This is a genomic window from Halomonas sp. KM072 (assembly GCF_050710315.1).
Classification (GTDB): domain Bacteria; phylum Pseudomonadota; class Gammaproteobacteria; order Pseudomonadales; family Halomonadaceae; genus Vreelandella; species Vreelandella hamiltonii.
In genome coordinates this window covers 715,482-739,706 of sequence record NZ_CP136132.1, presented here as the reverse complement: position 1 = coordinate 739,706, position 24,225 = coordinate 715,482, and the positions used below count along the sequence as shown (strand labels likewise).

Below are 24,225 nucleotides of genomic sequence, written 5' to 3'. Positions count from 1 at the left end.
GGGGCCGGTTCTATCTGCTGTTAGGCAGTTATCCATTCAAGCGTTGGCAATAGCCAGGCTTAGAAGTGGTAACGAGCGCCAGTCAGCCAGTATACGTTGTCGGTCAGGTCGCCCAGAGTGGTGTCACGATCGACGCTCGGCGCATCGCCGTCAGCCAGCTCAGCGAACACGTCGAAGTTGCTGGATACTTTGTAGTATGCGCCAGCAGACCATGCGTTGCTGTTAGAGTCGTTGTCACGCTCGATGTTGTAGTAGTCAACGTTGAACGCCCAAGGACCAGTGGTGAAAGTACCACCCAGACCTACGGAGTCGAAGCCACCGCCGAATTCAGTGCTGTTGTCACGGCCTTCGTAGCCCAGACGTGCAGAGAACTGGTCAGTGATGGCGTAAGAACCGATCAGGCCGTACAGCATTTCGCCGTTGCCGCCGCCACGAACTACGTCGTCAACGAAGCCCAGAGCAACAGTTACAGGACCTTCAGCGTAACGAACACCACCCTGAGCGGCTACAACTTCGCCTTGCTCAGTAGTTTCGATACCTTCCAGCAGGCCGCGCTCGCTGTAGTGCTTCAGCTGCAGGAATGCAGTGAAACCGCTCAGGTCAGGCGTGTAGTAACCGATAGAGTCGCCGCGAGACTGTGTCGGGTGACCAGCAAACTCAAGACCTTGGTCGATGTAGACGTCGAACGGCTTGGAAACGAACTGGCTGTAGAAGCTGTCGAAGTTACCGCCGACAACTGTACCGTACTGCTCGCTCTTCAGACCGATGTAGCTCTGACGAGTTTCACGGAAAGCTTCGTCGCTGCGACGCTCGTCAGCACGGAAACGCCATTCCAGGTGACCGAAGGCGCTCAGGTCAGAAGTAACCTGCTGGCTCATGCGCAGACCCAGACGAGAGAACACGTCTACGAACTCAGCGCCGTTGTCGATTTCTTGGCCAGCATCGTTGAACTCGGGGCCGCCACCGGCGATACCCATGGCGATACGACCGTAAATGTCCAGACGAGTGCCGTCCTGGTCATAGACAGTGGCTGCTTGAGCGGCAGCGGAGGCACCCAGGGCGCCAACAATAGCAGTCGCTAAAAGTGTCTTTTTCATGATATAGGTTCCTTAACTAGCTTACTGTTTCGATCGTTATTACTGGCCTTCGTAGAAGCCAGCAAGTGGCTTGCGGGCCATGCTCTTTTTCTCATCCGCCGGTTTTTCCCGGTGGTATGCGACATGTCCTCAACAAAGCCTTGTTATAGTCCAATGCTCGCAGATCAAACTCTATACCGGGATTCCAAGGAACGCAATAGAAAAAAACAGTGTTTTTTTATGATTTGTGTTTTTTTATGGAACCCAGCCAACCCAAACCGGTCTCAGCGGCCTTCGAATTTCTGCTGCAAACCTTTCAGCTTCTCTTCAAGGCTAAGCGGTTTTGCCTGCTCGGTTTTTTCCTGCCGGGGCACTTCCTGACGTTTTTCCTTCCTCGGCGGCGGCGTTCGTTGAGCAGGTTTGGCACGCGGGGTCGGCGCTGTTTCTGTTGCTGTGGTTGCCTGGCTTTCGTGGCGCCGCGCACTGGCGTGCTGTGCCGCTTCCTTGTCGACTTTGCCTGCCGGATTGCCTTCCAGATCGACCCGTTCTACGCCTTCCCGCATGGATTTGATGTAGCGCGGCAAATTGACGTAGTTGGCCAAGGCACGACGCACCAGTTTCCCCGACCAGGGCTCTCGCTCGGCCAGGTCGTGGTGGATACCTACCTTCAGCGGTTTGGTATGCCCTTTGAAGAAAGCATTGGGATAGCGCTGATACCACTGTTTCAACAATGCGTGGGGCGAGGGGGGCTGAGGCGCTTCAGCAGCAGGTTCAACGGCAGGCGCTGGCATTTCGTTTATTTCTTCCTGCGGCGGCGTTTGCTCGGCTACCACCGGGGGCTTTTCCTGGTGCTGACGCGCTGCCTGGGGCTGGCACTCTTCCATGGGCAGCGGCGCTGGCGCTATCTGGGGTGACGCTACCTGAGGTGGCGCTGCTTCCCCACGTGCCAGCTGCTGCTTCAGGCGGCTGTTTTCGGCACGCAATGCTTCCAGCTCGGCGTTTTTCTGGTCGAGCCGTGTTTCGAGTAGTTCTAATAGTTGCAGTACGTTGGCAGCCATCACCCCCTCCTTTCCTTGCTCAGTCGTTGACACGCTCATATACCACGAAATCATAACGTGGCTGCCCTTCCGCTGGCTGGCCGGGTACGCGCTGCACTTCACGCCACTCGTCTGCCGAGAATTCTGGAAACGTCGCGTCCCCCGCAACGTCGATATCGACTTCAGTAATATACAGCCGCTGAGCAAAGGGCAAGGCTTGCTGGTAGATCTCGCCGCCTCCCATCACCATGATCTCCTCCGCCGCTTCGATGGTGGCGTGCTGGTCGGCCAGCGCCAGGGCAGACGGCAGGTCGTGGCAGATACGCGTGCCTTCGGCGGTGAAGGCCGTGTCTCGGGTCACCACGATATTCAGCCGATTGGGCAACGGCTTGCCGATGGATGCATAGGTCTTGCGCCCCATGACCAGCGGCTTGGCCTGGGTCATGCGCTTGAAGAATTTCAGGTCTTCCGGCAGGTACCAGGGCAACTTGCCATCGACGCCAATGACACGATTCTTCGCCATGGCGACGATCATCGCCACCGGCACCAGCAGTTCGTCAGTCGGGAGAGTTTGGCTCATACGGCGACCTTTGCCTTGATGTGAGGATGCGATTGGTAACCTTCTATATGAATATCATCGAAGGTGAAGTCGAACAGATCCGTGACCGCCGGATTGAGTACCAGCGCTGGCGGCGCCATGGGCGTACGCGCCAGCTGCTCCTGCGCCTGCTCCAGGTGGTTGCTGTAGAGATGGGCATCGCCCAGCGTGTGGATGAACTCGCCCGGCTTCAGCCCGGTCACCTGCGCCACCATGCTGAGCAGCAGCGCGTAGCTGGCGATATTGAACGGCACACCGAGGAAAATATCCGCACTGCGCTGGTACAGCTGGCAGGAGAGTCGACCATTCGCCACGTAGAACTGGAACAGACAGTGGCACGGCGGCAACTTCATTTCCTCCACCTGCCCCGGGTTCCAGGCCGAGACGATCAAGCGGCGTGACTGCGGGTTATGACGAATCTGCTCCAGCAGGTTGGCAATCTGATCCACGCTGCCGCCTTTGGGGTGTGGCCAGCTACGCCACTGGTAGCCGTATACGGGCCCCAGATTGCCCGCTTCATCGGCCCATTCGTCCCAGATACGCACGCCGTGCTCTTTCAGGTAACCGATGTTGGTATCGCCCTTCAGAAACCACAGCAGCTCATGAATGATCGAGCGCAGGTGCAGCTTCTTGGTGGTCAGCAGCGGAAACCCACGGGAAAGATCGAAGCGCATCTGGTGGCCAAACACCGAGCGCGTACCTGTACCGGTACGGTCACCGCGATCAACGCCCTGTTCGAGCACAGTGCGCATCAAGTCCAGGTAAGGCTGCTCAAGCGCAGGCAATTCATTCGACGTGGTAAGCGAAGGCGTTGTAGCAGTCACAAGGTTTCCAGATTAACAGCGAATATGAGGCTGTATTCTAGGCTCCCCTAAAGGCAACGTCTACGTTAAGCCCACCGCCGCCCACCGAGCCCTCATCGGCAACGCTCTCGCGTTGCTTCGCGGGTGCGCTCCGCTTACGCCGCGCTACGTTTTCCACCGAAAGCTATGCCCCCCGTAGCGCGGCGTAACGACAGAGCGAGAGCAACGAGCGATGGAGGCACCCGCGAAGGCGGCGCCAGCCGCCCCGATTACGCCTCCAAACGGGAAAACGCCACCGCCACCCACCGTGCTCTCATCGGCAACGCTCTCGCGTTGCTTCGCGGGTGCGCTCCGCTTACGCCGCGCTACGGGGATAACGCCAACGCCGATGTTGTGCAACCGCACACGCATATCCCGCCCGATGTGGGCACCACGATTACGCCCCCAAACGGGAAAACGCCACCGCCACCCACCGTGCCCTCGTCGGCAACGCTTCCGCGTTGCTTCGCGGGTGCGCTCCGCTTACGCCGCGCTACGTTTTCCACCGCAAGCTATGCCCCACGTAGCGCGGCGTAACGACAGAGCGAGAGCAACGAGCGATGGAGGCACCCGCGAAGGCGGCGCCAGCCGCCCCGATCATGTCACCGTAACCACCTCGCCTCCGGCCAATAAAACGCCACCGCCGCCAACCGCGCCCTCATCGGCAACGCTCTCGCGTTGCTTCGCGGGTGCGCTCCGCTTACGCCGCGCTACGGGGATATCGACAACGTCGATGTTGTGCAACCGCATGTGCATATGCCGCCCTATGTGGGCACCACGATTACGCCTTCAAACGGGAAAACGCCACCGCCGCCCAACGTGCCCTCGTCGGCAACGCTCTCGCGTTGCTTCGCGGGTGCGCTCCGCTTACGCCGCGCTACGGGGATGTCGCCAACGTCGATATCGTGCAACCGCATGTGCATATGCCGCCCGATGTGGGCATGCCGATTACGGCATCGAACAATAAAACGCCACCGCCGCCCACCGTGCCCTCGTCGGCAACGCTCTCGCGTTGCTTCGCGGGTGCGCTCCGCTTACGCCGCGCTACGTTTTCCACCGCAAGCTATGCCCCCGTAGCGCGGCGTAACGACAGAGCGAGAGAAACGAGCGATGGAGGCACCCGCGAAGGCGGCGCCAGCCGCCCCGATTACGCCTCCAAACGGGAAAACGCCACCGCCGCCCACCGCGCCCTCGTCGGCAACGCTTTCGCGTTGCTTCGCGGGTGCGCTCCGCTTACGCCGCGCTACGGGGTGTACTGCTTTCTATACCTTGGCGTCGATGGGCTTGCCTTTTGACCAGAGCATCAGGAGGAGTCCGAGAATAATCATGGGTAGGGTGAGGAGCATGCCCATGGTGAACCAGCCAAAGGCGAGGTAGCCGATGTGGGCGTCGGGCATGCGGACGAATTCGACCATGAAGCGGAAGACGCCGTAGCCCAGCAGGAACAGGCCGGAGATGAACCCGCGCGCGCGAGGCTTGGCCGAGACCCACCAGAGGATGACGAACAGCACGGCGCCTTCCAATACGGCTTCGTAGAGTGCCGAGGGGTGACGCGGCTCTGGGCCCATCCCGGGAAAGGGCATGCCCCAGGGAAGCGAGGTCACGCGGCCGGGCAGCTCGTGGTTGATGAAGTTGCCGATGCGCCCTGCCCCGAGGCCGATGGGCACGAGCGGGGCGATGAAGTCGGTGAGGGTGAAGAAGGCCAGCTGCTTGCGCCGGGCGAATAGCAAGGCCGCCAGCAGCACGCCGATCAGCCCGCCGTGGAAGCTCATGCCGCCATCCCAGACGCGGAAGATCCACAGCGGGTCGGCAGACCACTGCCCCAGGCCGTAAAACAGCGCATAGCCCAATCGCCCACCGGCCACGACGCCGATGGCGCAGTAGAACAGCAGGTCGCTGATATCATCCTTGGTGAGCCCGATCCGCGCAGCACGGCGGCAGCCCAGCCACCAGGCAGCAACGAAACCGACCACGTACATCAAACCGTACCAGTGCACTTGCAGGGGGCCGAGCGAAATCGCGACGGGGTCTATCGTGGGGTAATTGATCATTTCGTTTCTCTATGTGAACAAAAGAAGTGACAGCGTGCCGGGTGGCGATTACGCCAGGATGAAGCGCAGCCCCACCACTGTAAGCAGCAGGGCAAAACCATAGCGCAGCACGTGGGCAGGCAACACGTGCGCCAGCCGCACCCCTAGCCGTGCAAAGGGTACGCTGGTGACGACGATGCCGATAAACGCGGGCCACATGACGAAGCCAGTGGCCCACGGCGGCAACAGAGGGTTGCCCCAGCCGACGATGATGAAGGTGATGGCACCCACGACGGCAATGGGCAGGCCGCAGGCGGCGGAGGTGCCCACGGCCTGAGTCATGGTGGCACCGGAGCGAGACAGCCAGGGCACCGTCATGGCCCCGCCGCCAATACCGAACAGTGCCGAAATGGCGCCCACGACACCTCCGGCCATCGACATCGCCACTTTACCGGGCGCAACGCTGCCCGGCTTGGGATTCAAGCCAATGACCATCTTGGCGGCCAGCAGCAGCACGAACACGCCGAACAGTGTGCCCAGCACGGTGCCTGAGAGATTCCCTGCAATGAAGACCCCGGCAATCGCGCCGAGCATGAGCCCCGGCAGCAGCGCCATGAACCAGGGGCGGTGTACGCTGCCGCGACGCACGTGGCCAAGGGCCGAAGAGGCTCCGGTGACCACGATGGTGGCCAGCGACGTGCCCACTGCCAGATGCATGGTGATTTCTGGCGCGATGCCTTGCAGGCCAAAAGCGAACACCAGCACCGGTACGATGATGATGCCGCCCCCTACGCCAAACAGTCCTGCCATGGTGCCTGCGGCGGCACCGAGTACGAGATAACTGGCCAAAATGGCGGCAAATGTCATTGTGCGGGCTTCTCCAAAGCGTCAGGCAGCCATTTCTTGAGCATGCGCTGCAGCGTTTCGGGTTGATAGGGCTTGGCTAGGATATCATCCATGCCTGCCGTTTCGCAGGTGCCTCGCCCGGCGTTGTCCACGTTCGCGGTGAGGGCAATGATGATACTGCGATGGGCGGGGTTATGCCGCTCGAACTGTCGCCAGCGGCGGGTAGTTTCCAGGCCATCCAGCGTGGGCATGAAGATGTCCATGAACACGAGATCGTAAAAAGTGGACTGTTGCCGCTCCAGCGCCTGCTCGCCACTGCTGACGCCTTCTACCTGAAGCCCTTGAGATTCAAGCATTTGCCGTGCCAGCATCAGGTTAACGGGGCCGTCATCCACGACCAGTACACGGGGCTGATACCCTTCGGTTTTCAGCACGTCGCAGGTGGTGGCTTCGTTGACGCTCTGCTGCACGAAATTGGCCAGCAGCGAGCGTATGTCGGCCAGCCGCTCGCGCACATGGGTGACGTTCTGGCGACACGCCTCGGTAGTGTCGTCCTTGATCATGCTGCCCAGGTGTTCGAACAGGCTGTCGGCTTCACGCTGCATCAAGGTCAGGTAGCCTGACTTCAGCCGCGACTCTTCCCGTGCCCGCTCCCTGCCTGCCATCAGGTGCTTCAGCTGCTTCTGCTGGTGATGCAGGTCTTCGAGCAGCGCCTGGTCGGCCCGGCCCGCGCTCTCTTGCGTCGCCGTGGGTATTTTTTCCAGCTGTTCCAGCATGGCGGCCAGCCGATCGTTGGCATGGGTAAGGCGCTTGAGGGGGCGCTGATGGGTGTCTTCTTCCGCCGCCCATGGCTGGCTGGGAGCGACCTTCTGCCCCAAGGAGGCGACACGGCACTCCAGCTCGACCAGGCACTGCATGAAACGGGCATCCTTATATCTGGCCCGGGCTTTGATTAACATCAAGAAAGCGCCTACATTCATGCAACTGCCCAGCAGCAGGGCCAGGGTAAGCCATAACGTGGTCGACCAGGAGGCCTGGCCTGGCGACATCACCCAGATCACCACTCCCATCAACAGGCAGAGCAGTACGAGTGCGGCTTGCACTAACAGCAGCGGCCACAGAACGGGCCAGATGATGGCGTTCCAGAAGTGCTCTCGCTGATCACGTTGCATAGTGTGCGTCTTCCTCGTTGATATGAGGCTCTGTCGCGGCAGGTGAACCGCCTTATTGCTTTAGCTTTGCTAAGTGTACGTCCACTCTTGGATGCTGTCATGCAGCACACCGCAAGGAGTCGGATTTCGTGACCAACAGGGGTCGTTTATGTGTTTGATCACCTTTTCATGGCGCCCAGGGAGTCGTTTCCCGCTGCGTCTGGCCGGTAATCGGGATGAATTTCATGCCCGCCCCACGGCACCACTGGCCCGCTGGGACGACAAGCCGCTGCTGGGCGGCCGCGACCTGGAGGCCGGGGGCACCTGGCTGGCGGCCAACCGGAAAGGAATGGTAGCCGCATTGACCAACGTGCGGGATACGCGGCTGTCGCCCCCCGCTCACCCGCCCAGCCGGGGCGAACTGGTGGCCAACGCACTCACCAGTAGCGACCCTGCCCAGTGGTTAAGGGACATGGCCGAGCACGGCGCAGCCCGCTATGCCGGGTTCAACCTGCTGGTGGCGACGCCCACCCACTGCTGGCACCTGCACCGGGGGCGCAACGGCGTGACGCTGAACGAAGTGGCCGAGGGGGTTCACGGGTTATCGAATGCCAGTCTGAACACCGCATGGCCCAAGCTCCAGGCGGTGCGCCATGCCCTACGCCAGCATGAAGCGGGCCACTGGCGTCAGGCCACCCGCCAGGCGCTTCACGATGCCCGCCTTGCCGATGACGCGGCGCTACCCGATACCGGCGTGGGGCTGACGCTGGAGCGTCAGCTCTCTGCGGCGTTCATCGTGGGCGAGACCTACGGCACACGAGCCACTACGTGGCTCTCATTGAGCCACGCAGGGAGCGTCACCTTGACCGAGCAGCGTTTTGGGCCCCTCGGCCGTTTTCAGGGTGAGACCACCTTGGCAACGCCCGCCTACAGGGGGTATTAATCCCTAGGGGGAAGCAGGTGGGAAAGCTGCCACTCGTCGAAGCGCTGGTTGAGATGGGCATGTACCTGGGAAGGTGTATCCAGCTGCATGATTTCACTGAGCAGCGTTTGCGCATCAGCCAGGGTGACACGCCGAATGGCTGCTCGCACCTTGGGCAGGCTGGGAGCGTTCATGGAGAGGCTATTGAAGCCCATGGCCATCAGCAGCAGCGCCCCTGCGGGGTCTCCTGCCAGTTCACCACACAGCGAAATGGGTTTGTTCAGCCGCTTGGCATCCTGGGATAGCTCGACCAGCGCACCCAGCAGTGCCGGGTGCAGGGCATCGTACAAGCTGGATACCCGCGCATTGTTGCGGTCTACCGCCAGCAGGTACTGGGTGAGATCGTTACTGCCCACCGAGAAGAAGTCCACCCGCTTGGCCAGCGCATCCATCTGATAGATGGTGGCGGGCACTTCGATCATGACCCCGACGCTGGGCCGCGCCACCTGGATGCCCTCTTCGCCCAGCTCGATGATGGCACGGTCGAGCAAGCGAATGGCTTCATCCACCTCTTCGACGTTGGTAATCATCGGGAACAGAACGTGGAGATTGTTCAGATCCTGAGAGGCCTTGAGCATGGCGCGCAGCTGCACCATCAGCACTTCAGGATGGTCGAGGGTGACGCGCATGCCGCGCCAGCCCAAAAAGGGGTTGGCCTCTTCGATGGGGAAGTAGGGCAAATCCTTGTCGCCGCCGATATCCAGCGTGCGCATGACCACCGGCAGGGGCGCAAAGCCTGCCAACTGCTCTCGGTACATGCGCATTTGCTCTTTCTCGCCGGGGAAGCGCTCGGTGATCATGAACGGCACTTCGGTGCGGTAGAGCCCTACCCCGCCAATCCGGCTTTTCAGCATGGCAGACGCATCCACCGCCAGGCCGGTGTTCACCATCAGCGGGATGCCGTGGCCATCCGGGGTTTCGCTGGGCAAGTCCTGCTCGTGGGCCAACACCTCACTGAGCACTTTCTCTTCGGCAATCAGGCTAGCGTAGCGAGCCTTGAGCTCCGCCATGGGCCGCACGAACAGCCGCCCACGGTGGCCGTCCAGCACCACGGGGGCGCCGTTGAGGCGGGGCAGCGGCAAGTCCATCATGCCCAGCACGGTGGGGATGCCCATGGCGCGGGCGACAATGGCCACATGCGAGGTGCTGGAGCCACGCACCGAGACCAGCCCCTTGAGCTTGTCACGGGGCACTTCGCCCAGCATGGCCACGCTGATTTCATCGCCCACCAGAATGGCGTCGTCCGGGTAGGTTTCCGGGGTGGCGGGCGTGTCTTCCTGAAGATGCGCCAGCACGCGGCGGCCCAGGTCGCGGATGTCCGCCGCCCGCTCGCGCAGGTAGTCGTCATCGACCCGCTCCAGATATTGCACGTGACGGCGCACCACATCGGCCAACGCCCCTGGCGCCCACTGCCCTTCGCGGATGCGTTTTTCGACCTCTTCCGAAAGCGCCGCTTCGCCCAGCATCTGCTGGTAGACATCGAACAACGCCAGCTCCTGGGAAGAGATACGGTTGACCAGCCGCTCGGCCGCCGCGCGGATTTCGTCGCGGGTCTTGCCGATGGCTTCTTTCAGGCGGGCGATTTCATACTCCTGATTGCTGGGGATCAGGTCTGGCACGCTGTTGAGGTCGGCGGGCGGGGTGATGACCACCGCTTCGCCCATGGCCATGCCAGGCGACGCGGCCACGCCTTTGAACATGGCTTGGCCGCCGGGCAGCGCAGGGCGGGTCAGGTGGCCCGTGGCCAGGGCATGGGCCAGCACGCCGGCCAACTGGGCTGCCATGGTGACCAGAAAGGCTTCGTCTTCGTCATCGTAGCGGCGTTTTTCCGCCTGCTGCACTACCAGCACGCCGAGCATGTGACGCTGGTGGATGATTGGCACGCCGAGAAAGCTGCAGTAGCGCTCTTCTCCGGTAGCCTCGAAATAGCGGAAGTGCGAGTGCGACTGCGCATCTTCCAGGTTGAGAGGTTCACTGCGCTTGGCCACCAACCCCACCAGGCCTTCGCCCAGCGGCAGCACCACACGGCCCACGGCCTGGGTGCGCAGGCCGATGGTTTCCATCAGCACCAGTGACTCCAGCTCTTTATCGTAAAGATAGAACGAGCAGACATCCGTCTGCATGGCTTTACGGATGCGACGTACCATGGTGGACAGCGCGGCATCGAGGTTGCGCGCGCCATTCACTTCCTGAATCACGCGTCGTAGCACCTCAAGCATCGACGTTTTACTATTCACTGTTGTTTGCCTCGCTGAGGAAGTGTCCGGCTATAGCCCACTGCCGACTTCCAGCAGTGACGCGCACGTCATCCTTCATTATCTTGTGCCAACCGTTGAACGCGGGGAGACAGCTCTCGTAACGCGCGTCGATAAACCTCTCGTTTAAAGGGCACCACCTGACCCAGCGGGTACCAGTAGCTGACCCATCGCCAACCATCGAATTCCGGCTTGGGTGTCGCCGTCATACAAATCCGGTTTTCCTGGCAGCGAATTTGCAATAAAAACCACTTCTGTTTCTGGCCAATGCAGACTGGCCTGGAGTGGGTACGAATCATGCGTCGTGGCAGACGGTAGCGCAGCCAGCCCCGGGTGCAGGCGACAATATCAACATCGTCGGCGGTCAGGCCGATTTCTTCGTGAAGCTCACGAAAAAGTGCTTGTTGTGGAGTCTCGCTTGCCTTGATGCCTCCCTGGGGGAATTGCCACGCATTTTGTCCTACACGACGCGCCCAAAGCAGTTGCCCCTGGCTATTGGCAATAATGATGCCAACATTGGGGCGAAAGCCGTCAACGTCGATCACGGACATCACCTTCATAAATTTTCAGTTGTCCCCATTTTTCCACAAGGGAGTCAACCGTATCAATACAATATAACGCCAAGTGGTGAAAGCCAGGCGACTCTGCGATAATCCGGCGCTTTGTGCCGCGAACATCTCACCAACATCAACCACCAAGGGGAGCGCCGTGAGTCTGGCCATTTTCGACCTGGATAATACGCTGCTATCCATCGATAGCGATCATGCCTGGGGGGAGTTCCTGGTAGAGCAAGGAGCCGTGGACCCGGTGGCCTACCGCGAGGCCAATGAGCGCTTCCTGGCCGATTACAACGCCGGTACGCTGGACATGATGGCGTTTCTGGCACTGGCACTGAAACCGTTGGCTGACAACAGCCCGGAACAGCTTGCTGCCTGGCACCAACAGTTTATGATTAGCAAGATCGAGCCACATATTCTGCCCAAGGCCGAAGAGCTGCTGGCCCGCCACCGCACCAAGGGCGATACGCTGCTGATCATCACGGCCACCAACCGCTTCATCACCGGCCCGATTGCCGAGCGGCTGGGCGTGGATGACCTGATTGCCGTCGACCCCGAGATGGTCGATGGCCGCTACACCGGACGTGTGGCCGGGGTGCCCAGCTTCCGGGAAGGCAAGGTCGCCCGTCTGGAAGCGTGGCTGGAAGACCAGGATTGCACCCTCGATGACGCGTGGTTCTACAGCGACTCCCATAACGACCTGCCGCTACTGGAAGTGGTCGACAACCCCGTTGCCGTAGACCCTGATGATACTCTTCGCCAAGTGGCTGCAGAACGGAACTGGCGGATTATGAGCCTGCGGGATTAAGGTAAGTGTCACGCATTTCGTGAGATGGCGACAGCCGCCTCGATATTACCACCGTAATTCATCCAACCTAATGCCACCATCGGCACCCCTGGCGGGGTGCTTCGCGGGTGCGCTCCGCTTACGCCGCGCTACAAATTAGCCCACCTCAAGTACGTGACACCCGTAGCGCGGCGTAACGAATCTTGCGAGGTAACGAGCAAATGAGGCACCCGCGGGGGCGGCGGCGAGCCGCCTGGATTCGGCCACCCTGAATCATTCAATCTCGGTGACAACATCTACTCTTAAGAACTCAAGAGCATATTCAATGATATAGCGTTGCCTGGGTGCTTAGCTGCCAATTTGGCATCGTCTGTGACCAATGTTGTTTGCGTCACCGTGGCAGATGCAGAAATGATGCTGTCAGGTAATTTCATCTGAGTATGACGACGTGTGTTGATCGTCTCTATTTTTACCGAGTGGTTGAGCTCGACGCGTGTCAGCTTGGCTAATAAAGCTGAAATAGCCTGTTCTTCTTGAAGGGGTAGACCTGGGAATCCCAACAGTTCAAGCTCAGTGATCACGGAATAAGCGTAATGAGCAGGCGGGAGGCATAGCTGTCGCTTGATCGCGTTAATAAAAACATTCGTGTCGAGCAGATAATCACCACTCATCCCGCATGCTCCGTTGATACTCGAGCCCTTCCTGCGCTGTCAGCGTGGGCGCTTTTACAGACGAGAAATCAAGACCGGATGACGCCTCGGGCTCGCTCGGCGCTGCTGTGCTGTTTTCGTACAGCACCACGATCCGGGCATGCCTGTTTTTTAAGTCTCCATATTCGTCCGGGATTTTAACCATACCGTCTTGAATGTCTGCCTCGAATTCAATCGCCTGCATACCCTTCTCCTCTAACGGTGCCGATGAGTGACCCAGCGTTCTTACGTCTTTATCTACCGCTGCTCTATTTGACACTCTTTTTATCAAAAATTCGAGGCGCACATTGACTCGTGGCGCTCACCCTATTGGAGGGTCGTACCTGCGCAGCCAATACCGACAAAAAACCCCGCAAGAAATCTTGCGGGGTTTTGCGTGACTAAGCGCTTATAAAAAGCGCTTAACAGGCACGTTTAGCCGAGCAGGTGCTCGACGGCAGCGCGCTCTTCGCGCAGTTCTTTTTCCGTGGCCTGCATCTTCTCTTTGCTGAACGCATCGAGTTCGAAACCTTGTACGATTTCGTACTTGCCACCCTGGCAGCGCACCGGGTAGGAGTAGATGATGCCTTCGGCGATGCCGTAGCTGCCGTCGGAGGGGATGGCCATGCTGACGATACCGTCGCAGCCCAGCGCCCAATCACGCATGTGGTCGATGGCGGAAGACGCAGCAGAGGCGGCAGACGAGGCGCCGCGCGCCTTGATGATGGCGGCACCGCGCTGCTGTACGGTCGGGATGAAGTCGTTCTCGTACCAGTCGCGCTCGACCAGATCGAAAGCGGCTTTGCCGTCTACCTTGCACTGGGCCAGGTCCGGGTACTGGGTGGCACTGTGGTTGCCCCAGATGATCATGTTTTCGACGTCGGTGACGTGCTTGCCGGTCTTCTGTGCCAGCTGCGTCAGGGCGCGGTTGTGGTCCAGACGGGTCATGGCGGTGAACTGGCCAGCGTCCAGGTCCGGCGCGTTGCAGGAGGCGATCAGCGCGTTGGTGTTGGCCGGGTTGCCGACGGCCAGCACTTTCACGTCGCGGCTGGCGTGGTCGTTCAGCGCTTTACCTTGTACGGAGAAGATGGCGGCGTTGGCTTCCAGCAGGTCTTTACGCTCCATGCCGGGGCCACGCGGACGAGCACCTACCAGCAGAGCGAAGTCGGCATCCTTGAACGCCACGTTGGGATCGTCGGTGGCGACGATATCTTGCACCAGCGGGAACGCACAGTCGTTCACTTCCATGACCACGCCGTTCAGCGCGCCCATGGCTTGGGGAATTTCGAGAAGCTGGAGAATGACGGGCTGATCCGGCCCCAGCATGTCGCCAGCGGCAATGCGGAAAATAAGGGAGTAGCTGATCTGGCCGGCACCGCCGGTAATCGCAATACGTACTGGATCTTTCATCATTGCTCCTTGATGGTTCGCCTAGTGAAGGTTCGCCTGGTAAAGATTCGCGCTCCGATGTTATGCCCACACGCCCAAAAACTCAATCAGACTTGAGACTACTACCCATTCGCGCGGCGGCTTGGTACTCGCTGAGCGGCAGCACTTGCGCTATGGTGTGACGGGTTGCGAGCCCCTCTTTATTTGGAACAGTGACTCCTCATGCGAAGAATCCCCCCCTCTTATGCACTGGCTAGCCTGCTGGTGCTGGCCCTGGTGGTATGGCTTGCCCTGGGCGACTTTCAGCGTTTTCAGTCCACCCCTGTAGAAAACCGCGAGAGCAACGGCGAGACCTTGGCTCGGGTGGAGGTCTCGACCCAGCCCAGCACGCTCTACATTCCTCAGGTGGTCGTTCAAGGCCAGCTGGCGGCCGCTCGCGAGGCGGTATTGCGCGCCAACGTGGCGGGCCTGGTGGCGGAAGCCCCCATCACCCAAGGCGAGCGCGTTCAACCGGGCGAGACGCTGCTGGTACTGGAGAGCGATGCCCTGCCTGAGCGCCTGCAGCAGGCACGCGATGAGCTGGCCCTGGCGCAGGCCGAGTACGCGGGGGCCCAGAACCTGCGCCGTCGCGAGCTGATCTCCCAGCCTGAGCTGCTGCGCTTGCAAAGCGCACTCAGCGCCAGCGCGGCCCAGGTGGCTCAACTGGAGAAGCAGCTACGCGATACCCGCCCCAGCGCGCCGTTCGATGGCGTGCTGGGGCGGGTACAGGTGGAAATCGGCGACCTGCTGCAGCCCGGAGAAGAGTGGGCGCGCCTGGTCGATGACCGTCGCCTGAAAGGGGAAGCCTGGGTGTCCCAGCAGCAGGTAGGCGCTTTGAGCGAAGGGCTGCCGGTGACGGCCCGCTTGTTGAATGGCGGTGAGCTGACCGGCGAAGTGAGCTATATCAGCCGCCGTGCCGATGAAGCGACGCGGACGTTCTATGTGGAAGTCATCCTCGACAACCCCGAGCGCCAGCGGCTGGCAGGCGGTAGCGCCGAGCTGACCATCACCCTGCCCCCTCGCGCCGTGCATACGCTTTCGCCTGCGCTGTTCAGCCTGGATGAGCGGGGCCAGCTGGCCATTCGGCACCTGGATGCCGAAAACCGCGTGGTGCAGTCTGCCGTGGAGCTGGTCAGTGCCGACACCCAGCGCGCCTATGTCAGCGGCCTGCCCGACCCGGTCACGCTGATTACATTGGGGGCTGGCCTGGTCAGCCCTGGCGAGGAAGTCACCCCCGTGCCTGCCCAGGAAGGTGGTCATGCGATCACTCATTAATGCCGCGCTGACCCATACGCGCACTACCCTGCTGCTACTGGTAGGGCTGCTGCTGGCTGGGCTCACGGCCTGGCAGGTGATCCCCAAGGAAGCCAACCCGGACGTCACCATCCCGATCATTTATGTCTCGCTCTCGCTGGAGGGGGTCAGCCCGGAAGATGGCGAACGGCTGCTGATTCGCCCGATGGAACAGGAGCTGCGGGGCATTGCCGGGCTGCGCAAGTTCACGGCGCAGTCCAGCGAGGGGCATGGCGCCGTCACGCTGGAGTTCGACCCGGGCTTCGATCCGGACACGGCGCTTTCCGACGTGCGGGAACGGGTAGACATTGCGCGTAGCAGCCTGCCCACCGAAGCCGACGAGCCGAGGGTCATGGAGGTCAACGTCTCGGAGTTCCCGGTCTTGAGCATCGGCCTTTCAGGGGAGCTGGACACCCGCGAACGCATTGCCATCGCCCGCCGCCTGAAGGAGGAAATCGAAGGCATTGCCGACGTGCTGGAGGTGGACATTGCCGGTGACCGTGAAGACCTGCTGGAAATCGTTGTGGACCCGCTGGTGCTGGAGAGTTACGGGGTCGATTTCGATGCCTTGTTCAACCAGGTCTCGCGTAACAATCGGCTGGTGGCCGCCGGCAGCCTGGATACTGGCGCAGGCAGGCTGGCGCTGAAGGTGCCCGGCATCATCGCCGCCCTGGAAGACGTGATGAACATGCCCGTGAAAGTAGAGGGCGAGCAAGTGGTCACGTTCGGTGACGTGGCCTGGATTCATCCCACATACAAAGAGCCCGAAGGCTTTGCCCGTATCGACGGCCAGCCTGCCGTGGTGCTGGAAATCTCCAAACGCGCCGGGGCCAACATCATCGCCACCATCGACGCCGTGCGGGACCGCTTTGCGGAGGCGCAAACGCTGTTACCCGAGCAGCTACGGGTGACGACCATCCTGGACGAGTCGGTCACCGTGCAGAACATGCTCTCCGAGCTGCTCAACAACGTGCTGACCGCGGTGGTGCTGGTACTGGTCGTGGTGGTCGCCGTAATGGGCTGGCGTATGGCACTACTGGTCGGACTGACCATTCCAGGAGCTTTCCTGACCGGCATTCTGCTGGTCTGGGCCTTTGGCTTCACTCTCAACATCGTGGTGCTGTTTGCGCTGATACTGGTGGCGGGCATGCTGGTGGACGGTGCCATCGTGGTCAGCGAGCTCGCCGACCGCCATCTGCACGAGGGGCAGACGGCTCATCAGGCGTGGCTGAACGCCGCGTCGCGGATGAGCTGGCCGGTGATTGCCTCCACGGCAACCACATTGGCGGTGTTTCTACCGCTACTGTTCTGGCCCGGCGTCGTCGGCCAGTTCATGAAGTACCTGCCCGCCACGGTAATTCTGTGCCTGCTGGCCTCGCTGGTCATGGCGCTCATCTTCCTGCCCACACTTGGGCGGCTGTTTACCCGTACCGCCAAGGCCAGCGGTGCAGGCACTGGCCCTCTGGATGAAAGCACGGCGATGGGCCGAGGCTACCGCCATTTGCTGAGCCGATTGCTGCGCTACCCCGGCTGGGTGCTGGCCTTCGCCCTGCTGCTGATCGCGCTGCTGTATATCGGCTATGCGCGGTTCAACCACGGCGTGGATTTCTTCCCCAACGTCGAACCCGATAGCGCCCAGGTGCTGGTGCGCGCCCGGGGCGATTTTTCCGCTCAGGAAACCGACGCCATTTTGCGCCGCGTGGAGCAGCGCCTGGGCGGCCTGGGTGAAGTGGAGGCTCTCTACGCACGCTCTTTTGCAGTGCCCGACCAGCAGATGGGCAGCGACGTGGTCGGCATGCTGCAGTTCCAGTTCATTGATTGGTATCAGCGCCGTCCGGCACGCACCATTCTGGCGGACATGGCCGAGCGCACGGCGGATATTCCAGGGATCACCCTGGAATTCCGCGAGCAGGAAATGGGCCCCGGCGGCGGCAAACCCATCGTGCTGGAAGTCAGCGCCACGGACCCGGACGTTGCCGATGCGGGGGTCGATCAGCTCACTCGGTTGATGCGCGAGCTGGGCGGCTTCGTGGATATTCAGGACAACCGCAGCCTGCCAGGGGTGGAGTGGCAGATCACCGTGGATCGTGAGGCCGCCGCCCGCATGGGCACCGACATCACCACCATTGGCAGCGCGGTTCAACTGCTCACCACCGGCCTGCAGGTGGCCAGCTACCGCCCGCCCACGGTGAGTGACGAGGTCGATATTCGCGTACGCTTCCCGGAACACTGGCGCACGCTGGACCAGTTGGAGCGGCTCACCATCAACACCTCCCGTGGGCAGGTGCCGATTTCTCATTTCGTGGAAATCGCCCCGGCGCCCAAGGTGGGAACATTGAACCGCATCGATGGCCGCCGCGCGATTACGCTGGAAGCGGATCTGGCGCCCGGCTACCTGGCCGATGAGCGCCTGAGAGCCCTGCTGGCCGCTGGCCAAGACCAACTGCCGGATGGCCTGATGGTCAATGTGGCTGGCGAGCAGGAGGATCAGCAGGAGTCGATGCAGTTTCTGATCAGTGCCTTCCTGATTGCCGTAGGATTGATGGCGCTGATTCTGGTGACCCAGTTCAACAGCTATTACCAGGCCGCGCTGGTGTTGTCCGCCATCGTGTTCTCCACGGCGGGCGTACTCATGGGCCTGCTGATCACCGGCCAGGCCTTTGGCATCGTCATGGTAGGCATGGGGGTGATCGCGCTGGCGGGCATCGTGGTCAACAACAATATCGTCTTGATCGATACCTACAACGAGCTGCGCCGCGACGGCATGCCACCTCCTCAGGCAGCCCTGGAAGCAGGCTGCCTGCGCCTGCGCCCCGTCCTGCTGACCGCCATCACCACCGTGCTGGGGCTGATGCCCATGGTGCTGGGAGTCAACGTCAACCTCTTCACCCCCGCGCTCGGGTTCAACGCCCCCTCCGCCCAGTGGTGGACGCAAATGTCCAGCGCCATCGCCGGTGGATTGACGTTCGCCACCTTCCTCACCCTCCTGCTCACCCCCTGCATGCTGGTGATCGGCGGCCGCTTACGGCGGGAGAAAGATCTCGGATGAAACACGCCCCACCCCGCTACGGGCAACCCCATTTGCATCGTTGGCGCCGCACCCGTAGCGCGGCGTAAGCGGAGCGCACCCGCGAAGCAACGCGCAGAGCGTTGCCGATGGGGGCGCCGGGGGTGGCGATGGCGTTTGTGATTCGAGGGCGCGGTGGGTTCGGTGGCGTTACCGGGGCGGCTGGCACCGCCTTCGCGCCGGGCCGGCTCCGCAGGTGCCTCTTTCGCTCGTTACTCTCGCTCTTTCGTTACGCCGCGCTACAGGGGCGCGGCATTAAGCGGGAGATTTGATCTGTTGGGGGCTGTGGGCTGCGTGGAGGCGTGCGATGAGCTGATCCTCCAGGGCGAAGCGTTCGGTGAGCCCTTTGGCGAGCCGGTCGATCCAGGCGGGCAGCCGGGCCAGGTTTTGCTGGCAGCGTAACGGGGTGGCGAAGTCTTCGTCGAACTCCAGCACCATGGCGGTAGACATTTCGAGCCTTTCCAGCAACAGGGCCGCGATTTGCAAGGCTCCTTCATCTTCGAAGGCCTTGGCTTCTTCGGCCAACTGGGGGTAGATCTCGAAGTGGCCCGCGCTGATGTAATCCATCAGCAGCTCGCTGAAGGTGTCGATGCGCGCCTTGCTGACGGCCTCGAGTTCCGCATCGCAGGCTTCCTTGAGCTCAATGAAGCTGACCAGTAGTGCGCGCCGTTGATCCAGCCAGCGGTCGATCAGGCTGTGTACGCCCCCCCAGCGCTCCAGGGCGTTTTTGCAATCTTCGAGCATGGGGCTTCTCCTTGCTGATAGCCGCCTTCATCAGGGCTAGACTCGCTGTTCCTTCTAGCCCTGTCAATGCAGGCGGGCACGATTTCCTTGATACTGCCGAGTGTGCCTTGAATAATCAACGCTTGGCTAACGTACCCTGCCCCGTCACGGCCAGCCATAACATACGTAACGGTACCAGGGCGAGAATGAGGAACCCGACCAGCGTCCAGCCAGGCAGCGACAGCCCCAGCAGCATGAAGTCGATTTCCGCGCACTCGCCGGAGCCGGTGAGCACCATGGCCACGACGTCCTGCATGGGCAGAATATCCATCATGTATTCCAGGCCGGGGCCACAGCTGGGCACTTCATCGGCGGGCAGGCCCTGTAGCCAGACATGGCGGCCTGCAATGAACGCCCCGGCCCCCACCGCCGCCAGGCTGAGCACGCCATATAGCCCCTTGCCGAAACGGCCGCGGGGGTTGTGGATGGCAGCCACGGCCAACACCAGCCCGGCGGCGATGACCGCGACGCGCTGGAAGATGCACAGCGGGCAAGGCTCCAGCCCGCCAATGTGCTCCAGTCCTAGCGCCACGGCCATCATCAGGATACAGAAGGCAACGCCGAGTAGCGCGACCGGACGAATAGCTGATGAGGTCATTGCCCATCCTCAGGTGTAATGGCCGATAGCACTCGCGATTCCCGCGCCTTGGCGAAGTAGTTTTCCAGGAAGGTACTGAAGCTTTCTTGATCCGCGACTTCGATATCACGCTGCTGCTGGTGCGAGGTGTCGATGAGCTGTGCCAGCAGCGCTTCCCGTGAGCGCAGCATGGGGGTACTCTTCAGGGCCTCTGCCTGCTCCTGGGCCATGCCCAGCAGAGTCTCGCTGAGCGAGCCGTTGCCGGATTGCAGCTTCGCCAGCAGTTGCGCAGAGGGCGTCAGCTCGGGCTGGCGCAAACGGGGCTGTAGCGCCGCCAGGGCGGCCGCATGGGGGGCGTCGTCTTCCACGGCGTCCAGCAGCCGAGCGACCTCGGCCATTTCCGCGAAGATCTGCTCGCCCCACTCAGGTAGCGTCACCGATTCCCCCTGACGCACGAGACGCAGCTCAGGGTCACGCCCACGCTCCACCACCAGCCGACGGTTGTCATCCAGGCGGTCACACTCTTCATCGGAAATCCAGGGGCTGTCGCTGAGCAGACACCACATCAGGAAGGTGTCGACGAAGCGCATCTGCACTTCCGTGACGCCCAACGGATCGAAGGGGTTGAGGTCCAGACAGCGCACTTCGATGTACTCGACGCCACGAGCTTCGAGTGCCTGGCTCGGGGTTTCGTTGTGCCGAGCCACGCGTTTGGGGCGAATATCGCTGTAGTACTCGTTCTCGATCTGCAGGATATTGGCATTGAGCTGCTGCCACTCATCGCCTTGCCGAACGCCCAGCGCTTCATAATCGGGCCACGGTGTGGAAATCGCATGGCGCAGGGTGTTGACGTAGTTGGAGAGCGAGTTGAAGCAGATTTTCAGCTGCGACTGGACCTTGTTCTGATACCCCAGGTCGGACATGCGCAGCGTGGTAGCGTAGGGGGCGATATAAGTATCGTCACCGAGCGGCTGCAGCTTGTCCGGCACCTGCCCGCTGGGCAGGAAGCTCTTGTCCACGGCGGGGGACGCACCGAATAGATAGAGCAGCAGCCAGCTATGGCGGCGGAAGTGACGAATCAAGCCAAAGTAGCGCGTCGAACGGTAGTCGTTGAACGGTACGTGGGTGGCTTTTTCCATCTCGCGCAGGGCGTACCACATGTCTTCAGGCAGCGAGACGTTGTAGTGCACTCCGGCAATGGCTTGCATGATCCGCCCGTAGCGCACGTCGAGCCCTTTGCGGTAAACGTGCTTCATGGTGCCCACGTTGGAGCTGCCGTAGTCGGCAATCGGCACGCTGTCGTTACCGGAGAGCCGGGAAGGCATGCTGCCAGGCCAGATCCACTCGTTATCAAGGTGGTGATAGGTAAAGGTATGCAGATCCGACAAGAAGGCCAGCGCCTCCTTGGGTTCCGAATACACCGGGGTGATGTACTCCAGCAGCGCTTCGGAGTAGTCGGTGGTGATGTGCGGGTGGGTCAGCTTGGAGCCCAGCGCCTGGGGGTGTGGGGTCTGTGCGATATGGCCCTGCGCATCGACCCTCAGCCCCTCTTTTTCTAGCCCGCGACGCAGCCGCCCCAAACGCCCCAGACGGGCGCTGGGGAGCAGACGCTCGACCTGAGCGGTCAGCGACGTAGGCACCGTGAGTGGTTCAGACAAGGTGAACACTCCTTGTTGATAAGGCCTGCATGACGCAGGCCTTGTGGAAACCGGCGGGCGTGACCATGAGCTGTATCCTACCTGATAGGGAATAGTGGGCAGGATATGGCGGCAACCCTGTGTTTTCAAGACACGCGACTATTTGCCCCGCTTGGCCTTCAACAACGCGGCACCCAGGGCGCCCATGGCCGCTGGTGCATTGCCCTGTTGCTGCCCCTGGCGCTGACCCGCCTGACGGCTGCTTCGCGCAGGCTTGCGCGGCTCCTGAGCGGCGCGGCTGCCGTTTTGCTCAGGCTGCTCTGGTTCATCGCTGAGACGCATGGAAAGCCCGACTCGCTTGCGGGGAATATCGACGCTCATCACTTTGACGGTAACGATGTCGCCCGCCTTGACCACGCTGCGCGGGTCGTCGATAAAACGCTCCGACAAGGCCGAGATATGCACCAGGCCATCCTGATGAACCCCGATATCCACGAACGCGCCGAAGTGCGTCACGTTGGTCACCGTGCCTTCCAACACCATGCCCAGAGTGAGGTCCTTGAGCGTTTCCACGCCTTCGCGGAACTCCGCCGCCTTGAACTCCGGGCGCGGGTCTCGGCCTGGCTTGTCCAGCTCCTTGAGAATGTCACTGACGGTGGGCACCCCGAAGCGCTCATCGGCGAAATCGGCGGGCTTCAGCGCCTTGAGGGTGGCACTGTCGCCTATCAGGCCCTTGAGGTCACGCCCGCTCTGCTTGGCGATGCGCTCGACCAGGGTATAGGCCTCTGGGTGGACGGCGCTGGCATCCAGCGGGTTGTCGCCATTGCTGATGCGCAGGAAACCGGCGCACTGTTCGAACGTCTTGGGCCCCAGACGGCTGACGCCGAGCAGTTCCTTGCGGCTTTTGAAGGCACCCTGCAGGTTGCGCTGCGCGACGATGTTTTCGGCCATCGCGGCGCTCAAGCCAGCCACTCGGGAGAGCAGTGCGCTGGAGGCCGTGTTGAGGTCCACGCCCACCGCGTTCACACAATCTTCGATGACGGCTTCCAGGCTGCGCGAGAGCTGCACCTGGGAGACGTCGTGCTGGTACTGGCCTACCCCGATGGATTTGGGCTCGATCTTCACCAGCTCGGCCAGCGGGTCCTGCAGGCGGCGGGCAATCGAGACCGCCCCCCGGATGGTGACGTCGAGGTCGGGCAGCTCACGGGCCGCGTATTCCGACGCCGAGTACACCGATGCCCCGGCCTCCGACACCATGACCTTGCTCAGCGGCAGCGCGGGCGCCAGCGCCTTCACCAGTTCCCCGGCCAGCTTGTCGGTTTCACGGCTGGCGGTTCCGTTGCCTACGGCAATCAGCTGCACGCGATGCTGCTTGACCAGCCGCGCCAGCACCTCCAGCGATTCGTTCCAGCGGTTCTGGGGAGCGTGGGGGTAAATGGTGGCCTGGTCGATGAACTGACCGGTGGCATCGATGACCGCTACCTTGCAGCCGGTACGCAGGCCGGGGTCCAGCGCCAGGGTGACTTTCTGCCCCGCCGGGGCCGCCAGCAGCAGATCTTTCAGGTTGGCAGCAAAGACATCGATGGCGGTCTGCTCGGCCTGTTCGCGCAGGCGGCCCAGCAGCTCGGTTTCCAGTGCGGTGTAGAGTTTGACACGCCAGGTCCAGCGCACCACTTCGCCCAGCCACTTGTCGGCCGGGCGCCCTTCATCGCGAATACCGACCTGACGGGCAATGGCCACCTGGGCAGGATGCACCGGGGCATCTTCTTCACCGGGCAAACGAATGGCCAGCCCCAGAATCCCTTCGTTGCGGCCACGGAACATGGCCAGTGCACGGTGCGAGGGCACCTTGGCGAGCTTTTCGTCGTGCTCGAAGTAATCCGAAAACTTGGCGCCTTCCTGCTGCTTGCCTTCCAGCACCCGGGCGCTCAGCTCGCCTTCCTGCCAGAGCCGCTCACGCAGCTGGCCGATCAGCTCGGGGTCTTCGGCAAAGCGCTCCATCAGAATCTGCTTGGCACCGTCGAGGGCGGCCTTGGCATCTTCGATGGCCGGTACTTCCCCTTCTGCCGGGCGCAGGTAGCGTGCTGCTTCGTTTTCCGGGTCGAGGGTGGGGTCGGCCAGCAGCGCATCCGCCAGAGGTTCGAGACCGGCTTCCCGGGCAATCTGGGCTTTGGTGCGGCGCTTTTTCTTGAACGGGAGGTAGAGGTCTTCCAGGCGCTGCTTGGTGTCAGCGGCCTCGATGGTGGCCTTGAGCGCGGGGTCCAGCTTGCCTTGTTCATCGATGGCCGCCAGCACGGCTTCGCGCCGCTCTTCCAGTTCGCGCAGGTAACGCAGGCGCTCATCCAACTGGCGCAGTTGAGTATCGTCCAGCGCGCCGGTCACTTCCTTGCGGTAGCGGGCGATGAAGGGCACGGTGGCGCCGCCATCCAGCAATTCCACCGTGGCCAGGACTTGTTCAGGTCGTACGCCCAGCTCTGACGCCAGGCGCGCAATAATCCGTTGTTTGACATCCATAACGTGCAACCAGCTCATGCAGCATTCGAGGTGCCGACACGGTACCACAAAGCACCTGTGCTGGCATGGCTTGCGC

The 24,225-nt window shown here is 61.7% G+C and carries 20 protein-coding genes; 4 read left to right on the top strand and 16 right to left on the bottom strand.

All coding sequences use genetic code 11. The features are described from left to right. Positions 1-59: 59 nt before the first annotated feature. From RVM26_RS03390 to RVM26_RS03360, 7 genes are all read right to left on the bottom strand, one after another. Positions 60-1,097, bottom strand: coding sequence for a porin (locus RVM26_RS03390; protein WP_498940794.1), 1,038 nt, complete (start codon positions 1,095-1,097; stop codon positions 60-62). 263 nt (positions 1,098-1,360) lie between these two features. Further along, positions 1,361-2,134 (bottom strand): ProQ/FINO family protein, encoded by a 774-nt coding sequence (locus RVM26_RS03385; RefSeq protein WP_498940792.1) that lies wholly within the window; start codon positions 2,132-2,134, stop codon positions 1,361-1,363. Positions 2,135-2,153: 19 nt separating this feature from the next. Continuing rightward, positions 2,154-2,693 carry a dihydrofolate reductase gene (locus tag RVM26_RS03380; RefSeq protein ID WP_498940790.1) on the bottom strand — a complete coding sequence of 180 codons (540 nt, stop codon included), beginning with the start codon at positions 2,691-2,693 and terminating at the stop codon, positions 2,154-2,156. Then, on the bottom strand, positions 2,690-3,535 hold the full coding sequence (locus RVM26_RS03375) for a thymidylate synthase (protein ID WP_096923279.1): 846 nt from the start codon (positions 3,533-3,535) through the stop codon (positions 2,690-2,692). The genes RVM26_RS03380 and RVM26_RS03375 overlap by 4 nt, the downstream gene beginning before the upstream one ends. A gap of 1,280 nt (positions 3,536-4,815) precedes the next feature. Next, complete coding sequence (gene lgt, locus RVM26_RS03370) at positions 4,816-5,604, bottom strand: prolipoprotein diacylglyceryl transferase (protein WP_498940787.1); 789 nt, start codon at positions 5,602-5,604, stop codon at positions 4,816-4,818. A 48-nt stretch (positions 5,605-5,652) separates the two neighbouring features. Further along, entirely contained in the window at positions 5,653-6,450 is a 798-nt protein-coding gene (locus RVM26_RS03365) for a sulfite exporter TauE/SafE family protein (protein WP_498940785.1), read from the bottom strand. Continuing rightward, a complete protein-coding gene (locus RVM26_RS03360) occupies positions 6,447-7,601 on the bottom strand; it encodes a response regulator (RefSeq protein ID WP_498940784.1) in 1,155 nt (384 codons plus the stop codon). The genes RVM26_RS03365 and RVM26_RS03360 overlap by 4 nt, the downstream gene beginning before the upstream one ends. A gap of 148 nt (positions 7,602-7,749) precedes the next feature. On the opposite strand from RVM26_RS03360, the gene RVM26_RS03355 reads away from it, so the two are divergent. Next, positions 7,750-8,523, top strand: coding sequence for an NRDE family protein (locus RVM26_RS03355; protein WP_498940783.1), 774 nt, complete (start codon positions 7,750-7,752; stop codon positions 8,521-8,523). Here RVM26_RS03355 and ptsP read toward each other — a convergent pair. Together ptsP and RVM26_RS03345 are read right to left on the bottom strand one after the other, a co-directional pair. Further along, entirely contained in the window at positions 8,520-10,781 is a 2,262-nt protein-coding gene (gene ptsP / locus RVM26_RS03350; protein ID WP_498940782.1) for a phosphoenolpyruvate--protein phosphotransferase, read from the bottom strand. The genes RVM26_RS03355 and ptsP overlap by 4 nt on opposite strands. Positions 10,782-10,867: 86 nt before the next feature. Further along, entirely contained in the window at positions 10,868-11,362 is a 495-nt protein-coding gene (locus RVM26_RS03345; protein WP_193462006.1) for an RNA pyrophosphohydrolase, read from the bottom strand. A gap of 163 nt (positions 11,363-11,525) precedes the next feature. On the opposite strand from RVM26_RS03345, the gene RVM26_RS03340 reads away from it, so the two are divergent. Continuing rightward, the gene (locus RVM26_RS03340) at positions 11,526-12,182 is read left to right on the top strand and encodes a histidinol-phosphatase (protein ID WP_287807717.1); all 657 of its coding nucleotides are present in this window, start codon (positions 11,526-11,528) and stop codon (positions 12,180-12,182) included. A 281-nt stretch (positions 12,183-12,463) separates the two neighbouring features. On the opposite strand, the gene RVM26_RS03335 is transcribed toward RVM26_RS03340, so the two are convergent. The 3 genes from RVM26_RS03335 to RVM26_RS03325 form a co-directional block, all read right to left on the bottom strand. Continuing rightward, positions 12,464-12,832 carry a PIN domain-containing protein gene (locus RVM26_RS03335; protein WP_498940779.1) on the bottom strand — a complete coding sequence of 123 codons (369 nt, stop codon included), beginning with the start codon at positions 12,830-12,832 and terminating at the stop codon, positions 12,464-12,466. Beyond that, complete coding sequence (locus RVM26_RS03330; protein WP_498940777.1) at positions 12,822-13,055, bottom strand: hypothetical protein; 234 nt, start codon at positions 13,053-13,055, stop codon at positions 12,822-12,824. Before RVM26_RS03330 ends, RVM26_RS03335 begins: the two co-directional genes overlap by 11 nt. Before the next feature lie 230 nt (positions 13,056-13,285). Next, positions 13,286-14,260 (bottom strand): malate dehydrogenase, encoded by a 975-nt coding sequence (locus RVM26_RS03325; protein ID WP_498940775.1) that lies wholly within the window; start codon positions 14,258-14,260, stop codon positions 13,286-13,288. A gap of 201 nt (positions 14,261-14,461) precedes the next feature. On the opposite strand from RVM26_RS03325, the gene RVM26_RS03320 reads away from it, so the two are divergent. Together RVM26_RS03320 and RVM26_RS03315 are read left to right on the top strand one after the other, a co-directional pair. Beyond that, on the top strand, positions 14,462-15,553 hold the full coding sequence (locus RVM26_RS03320; RefSeq protein ID WP_287807723.1) for an efflux RND transporter periplasmic adaptor subunit: 1,092 nt from the start codon (positions 14,462-14,464) through the stop codon (positions 15,551-15,553). Beyond that, positions 15,537-18,620 carry an efflux RND transporter permease subunit gene (locus RVM26_RS03315; protein ID WP_498940772.1) on the top strand — a complete coding sequence of 1,028 codons (3,084 nt, stop codon included), beginning with the start codon at positions 15,537-15,539 and terminating at the stop codon, positions 18,618-18,620. The genes RVM26_RS03320 and RVM26_RS03315 overlap by 17 nt, the downstream gene beginning before the upstream one ends. Positions 18,621-18,893: 273 nt before the next feature. On the opposite strand, the gene rsd is transcribed toward RVM26_RS03315, so the two are convergent. From rsd to RVM26_RS03295, 4 genes are all read right to left on the bottom strand, one after another. Further along, entirely contained in the window at positions 18,894-19,382 is a 489-nt protein-coding gene (rsd, locus tag RVM26_RS03310) for a sigma D regulator (RefSeq protein WP_498940770.1), read from the bottom strand. 115 nt (positions 19,383-19,497) lie between these two features. Then, positions 19,498-20,019, bottom strand: coding sequence for a disulfide bond formation protein B (locus RVM26_RS03305; protein ID WP_498940768.1), 522 nt, complete (start codon positions 20,017-20,019; stop codon positions 19,498-19,500). Beyond that, entirely contained in the window at positions 20,016-21,656 is a 1,641-nt protein-coding gene (gene gshA, locus RVM26_RS03300; RefSeq protein WP_498940767.1) for a glutamate--cysteine ligase, read from the bottom strand. Before gshA ends, RVM26_RS03305 begins: the two co-directional genes overlap by 4 nt. Positions 21,657-21,794: 138 nt before the next feature. After that, positions 21,795-24,149 carry a Tex family protein gene (locus RVM26_RS03295; RefSeq protein ID WP_498941702.1) on the bottom strand — a complete coding sequence of 785 codons (2,355 nt, stop codon included), beginning with the start codon at positions 24,147-24,149 and terminating at the stop codon, positions 21,795-21,797. Between the last annotated feature and the right edge of the window lie 76 nt (positions 24,150-24,225).

Bases quoted from the DNA above. Each gene is read 5' to 3' on its own strand.
- RVM26_RS03380 (WP_498940790.1), bottom strand. From the start codon at position 2,693: ATGAGCCAAACTCTCCCGACTGACGAACTGCTGGTGCCGGTGGCGATG.
- RVM26_RS03305 (WP_498940768.1), bottom strand. From the start codon at position 20,019: ATGACCTCATCAGCTATTCGTCCGGTCGCGCTACTCGGCGTTGCCTTC.
- RVM26_RS03330 (WP_498940777.1), bottom strand. From the start codon at position 13,055: ATGCAGGCGATTGAATTCGAGGCAGACATTCAAGACGGTATGGTTAAA.
- RVM26_RS03390 (WP_498940794.1), bottom strand. From the start codon at position 1,097: ATGAAAAAGACACTTTTAGCGACTGCTATTGTTGGCGCCCTGGGTGCC.
- RVM26_RS03320 (WP_287807723.1), top strand. From the start codon at position 14,462: ATGCGAAGAATCCCCCCCTCTTATGCACTGGCTAGCCTGCTGGTGCTG.
- RVM26_RS03325 (WP_498940775.1), bottom strand. From the start codon at position 14,260: ATGAAAGATCCAGTACGTATTGCGATTACCGGCGGTGCCGGCCAGATC.
- RVM26_RS03295 (WP_498941702.1), bottom strand. From the start codon at position 24,149: ATGGATGTCAAACAACGGATTATTGCGCGCCTGGCGTCAGAGCTGGGC.
- RVM26_RS03365 (WP_498940785.1), bottom strand. From the start codon at position 6,450: ATGACATTTGCCGCCATTTTGGCCAGTTATCTCGTACTCGGTGCCGCC.
- RVM26_RS03315 (WP_498940772.1), top strand. From the start codon at position 15,537: ATGCGATCACTCATTAATGCCGCGCTGACCCATACGCGCACTACCCTG.
- RVM26_RS03360 (WP_498940784.1), bottom strand. From the start codon at position 7,601: ATGCAACGTGATCAGCGAGAGCACTTCTGGAACGCCATCATCTGGCCC.
- RVM26_RS03385 (WP_498940792.1), bottom strand. From the start codon at position 2,134: ATGGCTGCCAACGTACTGCAACTATTAGAACTACTCGAAACACGGCTC.
- rsd (WP_498940770.1), bottom strand. From the start codon at position 19,382: ATGCTCGAAGATTGCAAAAACGCCCTGGAGCGCTGGGGGGGCGTACAC.
- RVM26_RS03355 (WP_498940783.1), top strand. From the start codon at position 7,750: ATGTGTTTGATCACCTTTTCATGGCGCCCAGGGAGTCGTTTCCCGCTG.
- ptsP (WP_498940782.1), bottom strand. From the start codon at position 10,781: ATGCTTGAGGTGCTACGACGCGTGATTCAGGAAGTGAATGGCGCGCGC.
- RVM26_RS03335 (WP_498940779.1), bottom strand. From the start codon at position 12,832: ATGAGTGGTGATTATCTGCTCGACACGAATGTTTTTATTAACGCGATC.
- lgt (WP_498940787.1), bottom strand. From the start codon at position 5,604: ATGATCAATTACCCCACGATAGACCCCGTCGCGATTTCGCTCGGCCCC.